Origin of the sequence: Streptomyces sp. NPDC001027 (assembly GCF_040299045.1) — a bacterium.
Taxonomy (GTDB): Bacteria; Actinomycetota; Actinomycetes; order Streptomycetales; family Streptomycetaceae; genus Streptomyces.
This window is the reverse complement of record NZ_JBEPBI010000235.1, coordinates 1-11,904: the sequence shown is the minus strand read 5'-3', so window position 1 is coordinate 11,904 and position 11,904 is coordinate 1. Positions and strand designations below refer to the sequence as shown.

At 71.7% G+C, this 11,904-nt stretch carries 7 protein-coding genes; 2 read left to right on the top strand and 5 right to left on the bottom strand.

The genetic code is table 11. The annotated features are described in order from the left end of the window. Positions 1-68: 68 nt before the first annotated feature. The 4 genes from ABT300_RS35725 to ABT300_RS35710 form a co-directional block, all read right to left on the bottom strand. Entirely contained in the window at positions 69-3,869 is a 3,801-nt protein-coding gene (locus ABT300_RS35725) for a multifunctional oxoglutarate decarboxylase/oxoglutarate dehydrogenase thiamine pyrophosphate-binding subunit/dihydrolipoyllysine-residue succinyltransferase subunit (protein ID WP_351684918.1), read from the bottom strand. 302 nt (positions 3,870-4,171) lie between these two features. Then, positions 4,172-5,287 carry a sensor histidine kinase gene (locus tag ABT300_RS35720; RefSeq protein ID WP_351684916.1) on the bottom strand — a complete coding sequence of 372 codons (1,116 nt, stop codon included), beginning with the start codon at positions 5,285-5,287 and terminating at the stop codon, positions 4,172-4,174. Continuing rightward, entirely contained in the window at positions 5,284-6,024 is a 741-nt protein-coding gene (locus ABT300_RS35715) for a response regulator transcription factor (RefSeq protein ID WP_020130720.1), read from the bottom strand. The genes ABT300_RS35720 and ABT300_RS35715 overlap by 4 nt, the downstream gene beginning before the upstream one ends. Before the next feature lie 122 nt (positions 6,025-6,146). Then, complete coding sequence (locus tag ABT300_RS35710) at positions 6,147-6,833, bottom strand: spermidine synthase family protein (protein WP_351684913.1); 687 nt, start codon at positions 6,831-6,833, stop codon at positions 6,147-6,149. A gap of 215 nt (positions 6,834-7,048) precedes the next feature. On the opposite strand from ABT300_RS35710, the gene ABT300_RS35705 reads away from it, so the two are divergent. Further along, positions 7,049-7,888: a rhomboid-like protein gene (locus ABT300_RS35705; RefSeq protein WP_351684912.1), complete on the top strand. Its 840-nt coding sequence runs from the start codon at positions 7,049-7,051 to the stop codon at positions 7,886-7,888. Positions 7,889-7,973: 85 nt separating this feature from the next. Here ABT300_RS35705 and ABT300_RS35700 read toward each other — a convergent pair whose 3' ends face one another. Next, on the bottom strand, positions 7,974-8,993 hold the full coding sequence (locus tag ABT300_RS35700; protein WP_351684909.1) for a DUF5954 family protein: 1,020 nt from the start codon (positions 8,991-8,993) through the stop codon (positions 7,974-7,976). A gap of 458 nt (positions 8,994-9,451) precedes the next feature. Between ABT300_RS35700 and lon the strand changes: the two genes are divergently transcribed. Continuing rightward, positions 9,452-11,872 carry an endopeptidase La gene (gene lon / locus ABT300_RS35695; protein ID WP_351684906.1) on the top strand — a complete coding sequence of 807 codons (2,421 nt, stop codon included), beginning with the start codon at positions 9,452-9,454 and terminating at the stop codon, positions 11,870-11,872. Positions 11,873-11,904: the final 32 nt, after the last annotated feature.

The window sequence follows — 11,904 nt, the reverse complement described above, 5'->3', positions numbered from 1 at the left end:
CCCGAAGTTTCGGGGGGCGGGCCCTTCGCCGTGGATCACACCGCCGACGCGCGCCGACGGTCAGCGGGTCAGGCCTCGAAGACCTCGCGGACCAGCTGCTCCTGCTCGGCCTGGTGCCGCTTCGCCGAGCCGACCGCCGGGGACGAGCCGTGCGGCCGGGAGATGCGGCGCAGACGCTCGCCGTGCGGGATGTCGGCGCCGACCGCCAGGTCCAGGTGGTCGATCAGGTTCAGGGCGATGAACGGCCAGGCGCCCTGGTTGGCCGGCTCCTCCTGCACCCACAGGTACTTCTCGGCGTTTGGGTACTTGTTGACCTCGGCCTGGACCTCGGCGCCGGGCAGCGGGTACAGCCGCTCGAGGCGGATGATCGCCGTGTCCGTGATGCCGCGCTTCTGCCGCTCGGCCTCGAGGTCGTAGTAGACCTTGCCGGCGCAGAAGACGACCTTCTTGACCGCGTTCGCCTCGACCGACGTGTCGCCGATGACCGGGCGGAACTGGCCCGTGGTGAACTCCTCCGCCTTCGACGCGGCGGCCTTCAGACGCAGCATCGACTTCGGGGTGAAGACGACCAGCGGCTTGTGGTGCGGGTTGTGCACCTGCCACCGCAGGAGGTGGAAGTAGTTCGACGGGAGCGTGGGCATCGCGACCGTCATGTTGTTCTGCGCGCACAGCTGGAGGAAGCGCTCGACGCGGGCCGAGGAGTGGTCCGGGCCCTGGCCCTCGTAACCGTGCGGGAGCAGGAGCGTGACGCCGCTCGTCTGGCCCCACTTCTGCTCGGCCGCCGAGATGTACTCGTCGACGACCGTCTGCGCGCCGTTGACGAAGTCGCCGAACTGCGCCTCCCACATCACGAGCGCGTCGGGGCGGGCCAGCGAGTAGCCGTACTCGAAGCCCATGACCGCGTACTCGGACAGCAGGGAGTTGTAGACGTTGTAGCGCGCCTGCTCCTCGGCGAGGTACTGGAGCGGGGTGTGCTCCTCGCCCGTCTCACGGTCGATGAGGACCGCGTGACGCTGGCCGAACGTGCCGCGCTGGGAGTCCTGGCCGGACAGCCGGACCGGCGTGCCCTCGAGGAGGAGGGAGCCCACCGCGAGGGTCTCGCCCATGCCCCAGTCGATCGTGCCGTCCTCGACCATCGACGCCCGGCGCTGCAGCTGCGGCAGCAGACGCGGGTGGACGTGGAAGTAGTCGGGGATGTTGACCTGCGACTCGGCGATCCGCTTGACGGTCTCGGCGGAGATCGCGGTGTTCACGGCGACCGGGAACTCCGCCTGCGGGTCCGACACCGGGCCCGCGCTCGGCTGGGCCGTGACGGCCTCGCGGACCTCCGTGAAGACCTTCTCCAGCTGCCCCTGGTAGTCCTGCAGCGCCTGCTCGGCCTCTTCCAGGGTGATGTCGCCGCGACCGATCAGGGACTCGGTGTAGAGCTTGCGCACCGAGCGCTTCTTGTCGATCAGGTCGTACATCAGCGGCTGGGTGAAGGCCGGGTTGTCCGACTCGTTGTGACCGCGGCGGCGGTAGCAGATGAGGTCGATCACCACGTCCTTGTTGAACGCCTGACGGAACTCGAAGGCGAGCCGCGCGACGCGCACGACGGCCTCCGGGTCGTCGCCGTTCACGTGGAAGATCGGGGCCTCGATCATGCGCGCCACGTCGGTGGCGTACATCGACGAGCGCGAGGACTCCGGGGCGGCGGTGAAGCCGACCTGGTTGTTGATGACGATGTGGACCGTGCCGCCGGTGCGGTAGCCGCGCAGCTGCGACATGTTCAGGGTCTCGGCCACCACGCCCTGGCCCGCGAAGGCCGCGTCGCCGTGCAGGGCGACGGGCAGCACGGTGAAGTCCGAGCCGCCCTTGTTGATGATGTCCTGCTTGGCGCGGGCGATGCCCTCGATGACCGGGTCGACCGTCTCCAGGTGGGAGGGGTTCGCGGCCAGCGAGACCTTGATCTGCTCGCCGTCCAGGCCGGTGAAGGTGCCCTCGGCGCCCAGGTGGTACTTGACGTCGCCGGAGCCGTGCATCGACTTCGGGTCGAGGTTGCCCTCGAACTCGCGGAAGATCTGCGCGTACGACTTGCCGACGATGTTCGCGAGGACGTTCAGGCGGCCGCGGTGGGCCATGCCGATGACGACCTCGTCCAGGCGCGACTCGGCCGCGCTGTCCAGCACCGCGTCCAGCAGCGGGATGACGGACTCGCCGCCCTCCAGGGAGAAGCGCTTCTGGCCGACGTACTTGGTCTGCAGGAACGTCTCGAAGGCCTCGGCGGCGTTCAGCCGGCGCAGGATGCGCAGCTGCTCCTCGCGCTCCGGCTTGGTGTGCGGGCGCTCGATGCGGTCCTGGATCCAGCGGCGCTGCTTGGGGTCCTGGATGTGCATGAACTCGACGCCGGTGGTGCGGCAGTACGAGTCGCGCAGCACGCCGAGGATGTCGCGCAGCTTCATCAGGGACTTGCCGGAGAAGCCGCCGACGGCGAACTCGCGCTCCAGGTCCCACAGGGTGAGCCCGTGCTCGGTGATGTCGAGGTCGGGGTGCTTGCGCTGGCGGTACTCCAGCGGGTCGGTGTCGGCCATGACGTGGCCGCGGACCCGGTAGGAGTGGATCAGCTCGAAGACGCGGGCGGCCTTGGTGACGTCGTCGTCGTGGCTGGCGTCGATGTCCTTGAGCCAGCGGACCGGCTCGTAGGGGATGCGCAGCGCCTCGAAGATCTCGTCGTAGAAGCCGTTCTCGCCGAGCAGGTAGTTCGCGACGACCCGCAGGAACTCGCCGGAGGCCGCGCCCTGGATGACCCGGTGGTCGTAGGTCGACGTGAGCGTCATGACCTTCGCGATGCCGAGCTTGTTCAGGGTGTCCTGGCTGGTGCCCTGGAACTCCGCCGGGTAGTCCATCGAGCCGACGCCCATGATGACCGACTGGCCGGGCATCAGACGCGGCACGGAGTGCACGGTGCCGAGGCCGCCGGGGTTGGTCAGGGAGACCGTGACGCCGGTGAAGTCGTCCATCGTCAGCTTGCCGTCGCGGGCGCGGCGGACGATGTCCTCGTAGGCCTGCCAGAACTCGAAGAAGTTCAGCGTCTCGGCCTTCTTGATGCCGGCGACGACGAGCTGGCGGTCGCCGTTGGCCTTCACCAGGTCGATGGCCAGGCCGAAGTTGACGTGCGGCGGCTTGACGAGGGTGGGCTTCCCGTCCTTGTCCGCGTAGTGCCAGTTCATCGACGGCATGGCCTTGATGGCCTGCACCATCGCGAAGCCGATCAGGTGCGTGAAGGAGATCTTCCCGCCCCGGGCGCGCTTGAGGTGGTTGTTGATGACGATGCGGTTGTCGAACAGCAGCTTCACCGGGACCGCGCGCACGGACGTGGCCGTGGGCAGCTCCAGCGAGGCGTTCATGTTCTTGGCGACCGCGGCGGACGGGCCGCGCAGCGTCACGAACTCGGGGCCCTCGGGGGAGGCGGGCGCCGCGGCGGCGGGCGCGGGCTTCGCGGCGGCGGCCGGCCTGGCCGCGGGGGCCGCCTTCACGGGAGCCGGCGCGGCTGCCGCGGGCTTCGGCGCGGCGGCCGGAGCCGGCACGGGCGCCGGAGCCGCGGCGGGCGCCGACGGGGCCGGGGCGGTGGTCGCGGGAGGCGCGGTGGTGGTCGCTGCGGCCCCCGCGGCCGCAGTACCCGCCGTAGCCGAGGGGGCAGCTGCCCCTGGCTTGTAGTCGGCGAAGAAGTCCCACCAGGCGCGGTCTACCGAATTCGGGTCCTGGAGGTACTGCTGATAGATCTCGTCGACGAGCCACTCGTTCGGTCCGAACGCGGCAGCGGGGTTCTTGCCCGCTTGGTCTGCGTCGGTCGAGATGCTCGATGCGTTACTGGGGGACTGTGGCGACACGGCGGCAACCGCCCTCTTCCGCTTCACAAGGTGATGGACAGCGGGAATAAAGGCTACGCCCCCCGGAGGGGGAGAGTCAGGCCGGGCCCGTCCATCGTCGCGTAAGTCACATCGGAGAGTGCGTTTCGGGGGTGGAAATGGCGGGAAACAAGCGCGGTTGCGCGTCAAAAGGGTGTGTTGATGCCCGTCACGCACGACGGGCGTGCGGACCCTTCGCCGACCTGCGTCGGCGCTCTGCCTGATCACACGTGTCCGACAGGGCGAACGCCGGTGGATCTTGCGGCTCCGCTTCGAACTTTACGTCAACTTGGGGCGGGTGACTCTCCCGGAAGAGTGACAAGAATCCGGCAGCCCCGCTCGGATTCGGCCACTCCGATCCGGCCTCCGTGAAGATCGACCGCCCAGCGGGCGATCGCCAGCCCCAGCCCCGTGCCGCCGTCGCTGCCCGGACCGTGCGGCCGCCGGACCGCGCCCCGGTTGAACCGCTCGAACACACGTCGCCACTCCGAGCGCGGAATGCCGGGCCCTTCGTCCAGGACCTCGAGTTCCAGCGACTCCGGCTGCGGACCGCGCCGCGCCTTCACCGTCACCCGTCCGTGCGGCGGGCTGTGCTTGACGGCGTTGTCGATCAGGTTGGCGACGACCTGGTGGATGCGCTCCGGGTCCGCGTGCGCGGTCAGCTCCGGCGGACACACGTCCAGGTGCAGATGGACGTCCGTACGGGTGTGGCTGCCGCCCGAGCCCATCGTGGCGCGCGCCGAGGCGACCATGTTGGCCTCCTTCAGCACGCCCGACAGGTACGGCCACACCTCGAAGCGCCGCCGGCGCAGCGGGACGACGCCGTTGTCGAGTCGGGACAGGTCCAGCAGGGTCTCCACCAGCCGCCCGAGCCGCTCGGTCTGCTTCAGCGCGGTGCGCATGGTCTCGGTGTCGGCCTCGGCGATCCCGTCGACGACGTTCTCCAGGACGGCGCGCAGACCCGCGATGGGCGTGCGCAGCTCGTGCGAGACGTTGGCCACCAGCTCCTTGCGCTGCCGGTCCTGCGCCTCCAGCTCGTCCGCCATGACGTTGATCGTCTGGGCGAGGTCGCCCAGCTCGTCCCGGCGGTTCTCGCTCACCCGGCGGGTGTAGTCGCCGTGCGAGATGGAGCGGGCCACGGTGTTCATCTCGTCCAGCGGCGCGGTCAGCGAATGCGCGACGAACTGCGTGATGAGCAGCGTCGCGACCATCGAGAAGACCGTGATGAAGCGGAGCTCCGTCTTGGTGTGCACCGCGATCATCGACAGACCCGTGGTGATCAGCACCGAGATGACGACCAGCGCGCCCAGCTTGGTCTTGATCGAGAACGGGCGCACACGGCCCCAGGGCTCCCCGGTTCCGGGAGCGGGGCTTCTGGGTCCGTCCGGCCCGGGACTCATGGCGTCGGGGTCTCCAGCGCGTAGCCCACGCCGTGCACCGTGCGGATCCGCTCGGCGCCGATCTTGCGGCGCAGCGCCTTGATGTGGCTGTCGACCGTCCGGGTGCCCGAGGCGTCCGCCCAGTCCCAGACCTCGGCGAGGAGCTGCTCACGGGAGAGCACCGCGCGTGGGGTGTTCGCCAGACAGACCAGCAGGTCGAACTCGGTGGGCGTGAGGTGCACGTCCTCCGAGCGCACCCGCACCCGGCGCTGCGCGTGGTCGATCTCCAGCTCGCCGAGCCGCAGGATCCCGCTGCGCGGCGTGGTCGCGGCGATCGCGGCCCGCTCCACCCGGCGCAGCAGGACGTGCACGCGTGCCGCCAGCTCCCGCATGGAGAACGGCTTGGTCATGTAGTCGTCGGCGCCCACGCCGAGCCCGACCAGCATGTCGGTCTCGTCGTCGCGCGCGGTGAGCATCATCACCGGCACCGGACGGGAGGCCTGCACACGACGGCAGACCTCCAGACCGTCGAAACCGGGCAGCATGATGTCGAGGATCAGCAGGTCGGGCTGCCAGGCCTCTGCCGTGTCGACGGCCGCCGGGCCGTCGCCCGCCGTTTGCACGAGGAATCCCTCGGCGCGCAGGCGGGCCGCGATGGCGTCGACGATCGTCGGGTCGTCCTCGACCACCAGGACGCGCCGCTGCGCGCCCGGTGTGGCGGTCGCCGTGCTGTTGTGTGCGGTGTGTGTCTGCTCCATCGCCCGCCCCTGAGTGTGCTTTCCGGAACCAGTGGGGTGATCCCATGTCTGCGCATGACTGCGGTTGACGCGTAAATGATCGGCGTCAGGGGTGCAGCGTACGGGGAGTCACCACGGCTTTGCTATCCAGGCCGGACGGCGAGATGCACGACGTCCGGCACTCCTCGGGCAACCGGGATCTCTTCGGTACGCACCTGACGGAACCCGGCATTCCGCAAGGTTCCCTCGAATTCCGGAGAGGGCCGGGCAGACCATACGGCCAGTACCCCGCCCGGTCTCAACACCCGTGCGCAGCCCGCGAGTCCACCGGAGGAGTACAGGCTCTCGTTGCCCTCGGTGACGGTCCAGTCCGGTCCGTTGTCGATGTCCAGGCATACCGCGTCGAATGTGTCATGAGTCTCATCGACGTAGTCGAGCAGGTCCATCGCCACGATCGTCGATCTCGGGTCGGCGAGCGCGGGCCCGGAAAGCGCGGCCAGCGGGCCGTCGAGGTGCCAGTCGATCACGGCACGCTCGCGCTCCACCACCGTGATCCCGCCCCAGTGCGGGTCGGCGGCCGCGTGGGCGAGCGAGAAGCCCACGCCCAGGCCGCCGATCAGCAGGCGGGGGGCCGCGCGGTCGTCCAGCGCCGCACGCGCCGCCTCCACCAGCAGCCGCTCCGAGCGGCCGTCCGAGGTGTCCATCAGGAAGCAGCCGTTGGCGATGATCTGGAGCAGCTTCCCGTGCCGGCGCAGGACCACCTCGCCGTAGGGACCCTCGCGACGGTCGAGCACTTCCGGGGCGTCGGGCATCTCGTACAGGGGAGCCATGCGGCCATCCTGGCAGTTCGCCGACGGCCGGGCGAGGAAATCCGGCTGCCGCGCGTGCAGTTGACGTATGGACGTGCGAGTCGCGCCCGGGGTGCATGAGAGGGGGATGGGAGGAGTCTCAGAGGTTTCTGTGAATCGGCCCCGGCGTGGCGCGGGTCACAGACAGAGGGCGTGCGAGACGCGAAGGGTGGGGGAAAACGGAAGGAGCGCGTCAGGTGGAACGCACGACCTCACCCGCTAGCCCGCCCCTGCCCGACGTCGCCGGTCTGCTGGACGGCATCCCCGGCCAGCGCGGCGTGCGGCCTGTCCCGCCGCACGTCGAACGGCCACGGGAGAGGCCAGGGGAGCGGCTCGCGCAGGGTCCGGCCGAGCCGCCCGCGCGGACGGACGCCGTCCCCCGCAAAGGGCGTCCGGCAGGCGTCCGCGTGCGGGTCCCCGTGCCCTTCACCCTCGCCTACGCGGCCGTCCTCGCCGTCACCTCGTACGTCGCCGCCCACGCCGACCCTGCCCTCGTCTACGCCCTGTACCAGGGCTCCAGCACCGATGTGGCGCATCTGCTGCAAACGCCGGCGCTGGTGCTCGCGGCCAGCGCGCTGTGGGTGGCGGGCGGCTTCGCCTCGTTCTTCACCCTCGCCTTCGTCGTCGTCCTCGCAGTGCTGGAACGGCGCATAGGAGGCGCCCGTACGGCCGTCGTCTTCCTGCTCGGACATGTGCTCGCCACCCTCGCGACCGAGGTCCCGGTGGGGCTGGCCGTGCTGGTGGGGCGGCTGCCCGACAGCTCGCTCCACCGTCTCGACTACGGCATCAGCTTCGGCGTCGCCGGGAGCGTCGGCGCGCTGGCCGGACTGCTCCGGCCGTGGCTGCGCGGGCTCCTGCTGGTCGGGTTCGGCGGGATGCTGCTGCAGGACCTGATCGCCTACACCGACCCGCTGACCAACTGGGGCCATCTGATCGCGCTGGCGACGGGCGTCGCCCTCTGGCCGTGGGTCCGGCGCTGGGATCTGCGGGCCGGGCCGGCCCGTCCTCGGCAGGCGGCGTCCCCGTCCGCGGCGTGAGCGTCGCGCGGGGCCGGCGCGTGAGCGTCTGACCGACGCCGGGCGTCACCGGGCGCCGGCCGTCACCCGGCGCCGGCCAGGCGCCTCAGTCGTTGAACCGGACCGTGCCGTCCTCGCACAGCGTGGGGTGGAGCTTCATGGGGCCGTACTCGTCCACGTCGGACGGGCGGGGCGGCTCGGGGCCGTCCGGGCCCAGCCGGATCATCCGCTCGACGCGGCAGACCCGGAACACGCGGCCCTCCACACTGGCCTCGTCGGCCCGGCCGGCCGCCCTGAACGCCTCGGCGGCCCGCGCGTAGAGGCCCTTCTTGCGCTCGTCGAAGCGGTAGAGCATCGCCCAGACCCGGGCCATCCCCTCGTACAGCGCGCGGCGCGCCTCGTGCGGGGTCGCGGCCAGCGAGCCGAACGGCGTCCACTGCTCGCCCTCGCGTTCCGCCACCGAGAAGCCGACCGGCAGCCGGACCACGTCCGGGTGGGTCAGCGCCGCCCGCGCGGAGTCCTCGCGGACGTCGGCGGGGAAGCGGTCGCCCGTGTACGTGAAGTCGCGCAGCCCCAGCCGCAGCGCGCCCGCCATCGGTCCCTCGTCCCGGCCGGGGTCGAGGACGAAGCCCACGTCCGGCGACGGCGCGGCGCCCGGCTCCTCCCACGACGCGCCGGGGACCTCCGGGTCGGTGGGCCGGGGCGGCTCCAGCCCGTCGTCGCCGGTCCGGGCGAACTCGTCGCCGCGCACCACCCGGTAGCGCACCCCGAGGGCCTCGACCTCGTCGGCGGGGGCCCGCTCCAGCACGCCCACGGCGGTCAGCAGCTCGCGCCGCACGGCCGGATCGCCGGCGCCGTCCTTGGCCTGGAACCACAGGTGCGAGTTCAGTCCGTCCCTGGCCTGCTGGGGCATGCCGTCCACCACCGGCTTCAGCAGCCGCCAGCACGCCCCGTCGACGGCCGGGTCCAGGGCGGCGACGCCGAAGACGGGACCGCGCAGCGCGATGTGCGGGTAGCGCCTGGAGGCCTCGACGGCGTCCGCCTCGGTCACCCAGGCGACGGGGTCGTCGCGGCGGACCAGCTCCGCGTGGAGGGCGTCGAGACGTCGCTTCCAGTCATCGGTCATGAGCGCATTGTGGTCGGGGCGGCGGCCCGCTTCGGGGTGAATGCCGGAAGTGGGCGGGGTACGGGCAGGGGGCGCGGGGGGCGTGGCCCGTCGTGCGGCGGCATGGGATGCGCCCCCTCGGCCGGCGGACGTCGCCGCCGTGCGTCCCCCGTGAACTCCGCGCTCGCCGGAGACGACTCGACGCGCCGCGGCGGCGGCTCGTACAGTGCGCGCCCGCCGCGCGTCCGGCGCGCGTCCTTGTGTCGGGCACGCCTCCAGGAGCCCGCGCGTCCGGGCGCCCGCTATGTGTCCGGCGCCCTTCCAGGCGCCCGCCGCCTCGACCCGTCCGGCGCCCCTCCAGGCGCCCCGTCCGGAGCAGTGATGATCGCCCACAGCGAACGGGCCGCCCCGTGGGGAACATTCGGAGGCTCACGTGCATTGAGTCGGCATAGCTCAACTTGACTGCCGAAGGGGAGATCATGGCATCGACGTCCGCTCCGCTCACTCTGCCCGTGCTGCCTCTCGACGACGAGGTCGTGCTCCCCGGCATGGTGGTACCGCTGGACCTCAACGACGCCGACGTACGCGCCGCCGTGGAGGCCGCCCAGGCCGCCGCCCGCTCGGAGCCGGGCAAGCCCCGGGTGCTCCTGGTGCCGCGCATCGACGGCACGTACGCGAGCACCGGCGTGCTCGGCACCGTCGAACAGGTCGGCCGGCTGGCCGACGGCGACCCGGGCGCGCTGATCCGCGGCCGCGGCCGTGTGCGCATCGGCGCCGGCACCACCGGCCCGGGAGCCGCGCTGTGGGTCGAGGGGACCACCGTCGACCAGGCGGTCCCCGAGCCGCTGCCCGGTCATGTCGCCGAACTCGTCAAGGAGTACAAGGCGCTCGCCACCGCCTGGCTGCGCAAGCGCGGAGCCTGGCAGGTCGTCGACCGCGTCCAGGCCATCGACGACGTCTCGGCGCTCGCCGACAACTCCGGCTACTCGCCGTTCCTCACCACCGAACAGAAGGTGGAGCTCCTCGAGACCACCGACCCGGTGGCCCGGCTGAAGCTCGCCGCCCAGCAGCTGCGCGACCACCTCGCCGAACAGGACGTGGCCGAGACCATCGCCAAGGACGTCCAGGAGGGCGTCGACAAGCAGCAGCGCGAGTTCCTGCTCCGCCGCCAGCTCGAAGCCGTCCGCAAGGAGCTGCGCGAGCTCAACGGCGACGGCAAGGACGCGGCAGAGGAGTCCGACGACTACCGCGCCCGCGTCGAGGCGGCCGACCTGCCCGAGAAGGTCCGCGAGGCCGCCCTCAAGGAGGTCGACAAGCTGGAACGCTCCAGCGACCAGTCTCCCGAGGGCTCCTGGATCCGCACCTGGCTGGACACCGTCCTCGAACTGCCGTGGAACGAGCGCACCGAGGACCGGTACGACATCCAGGGCGCCAAGTCCGTCCTCGACGCCGAACACGCGGGCCTGGAGGACGTGAAGGAGCGCATCACCGAGTACCTGGCCGTGCGCAAGCGCCGCGGCGAGCGCGGTCTGGGCGTGGTCGGCGGCCGGCGCGGCGGCGCCGTCCTGGCCCTCGTGGGCCCGCCCGGCGTCGGCAAGACCAGCCTCGGCGAGTCCGTCGCGCACGCCATGGGCCGCAAGTTCGTCCGCGTCGCCCTCGGCGGCGTCCGCGACGAGGCCGAGATCCGCGGCCACCGCCGTACGTACGTCGGCGCGCTGCCCGGCCGGATCGTGCGGGCGATCAAGGAGGCCGGGTCGATGAACCCGGTGGTGCTCCTCGACGAGATCGACAAGGTGGGCTCGGACTTCAGGGGCGACCCGGCGGCCGCCCTCCTCGAAGTGCTCGACCCGGCGCAGAACCACACCTTCCGCGACCACTACCTGGAGGTCGAGCTCGACCTGTCGGACGTGGTGTTCCTGGCCACCGCCAACGTGCTCGAAGCCATCCCGGAGGCCCTGCTCGACCGTATGGAGCTGGTCCGCCTCGACGGCTACACCGAGGACGAGAAGGTCGTCATCGCCCGCGACCACCTGCTCCCGCGCCAGCTGGAGCGCGCGGGTCTCGCGGCGGACGAGGTCACCCTCGAGGAGAGCGCGCTGCGCAGGCTCGCGGGCGAGTACACCCGCGAGGCGGGCGTGCGCACCCTGGAGCGGTCCATCGCGCGGCTGCTGCGCAAGGTCGCGGCCCAGCACGAACTGGGCGAGCGGGAGCTGCCGTTCGCCATCGGGGGCGAGGATCTGCGCGGCCTGATCGGCCGGCCGCACCACGTGCCCGAGTCCGCCCAGGACCCGGCCGAGCGCCGGACCGCCGTGCCCGGCGTCGCGACCGGCCTCGCGGTCACCGGCGCGGGCGGCGACGTCCTGTACGTCGAGGCCTCGCTGGCCGACCCGGAGACGGGCGCGGCGGGACTGACCCTGACCGGTCAGCTCGGCGACGTGATGAAGGAGTCGGCGCAGATCGCCCTCAGCTTCCTGCGCAGCCACGGGGCCGAGCTGGAGCTGCCGGTGGGCGACCTCAAGGACCGGGGCGTGCACATCCACTTCCCGGCGGGCGCGGTCCCCAAGGACGGCCCGAGCGCCGGCGTCACCATGACGACCGCCCTCGCGTCCCTGCTGTCCGGCCGGCTCGTCCGCACGGACGTGGCGATGACCGGCGAGGTGTCCCTCACCGGCCGGGTGCTGCCGATCGGCGGGGTGAAGCAGAAGCTGCTCGCCGCGCACCGGGCGGGCGTCACCACCGTGATCATCCCCAAGCGCAACGAGCCCGACCTGGACGACGTCCCCGCGGAGGTGCTGGACAAGCTCGACGTCCACGCCGTCACGGACGTCCGCCAGGTGCTGGAGCTCGCGCTCGCGCCGGCCGCGAACGGCGCGACGCCGGAGGTTCCCGTGGCGGCGTGACGGACGCCGTGGGACGGACGAGGGCCCGGGAC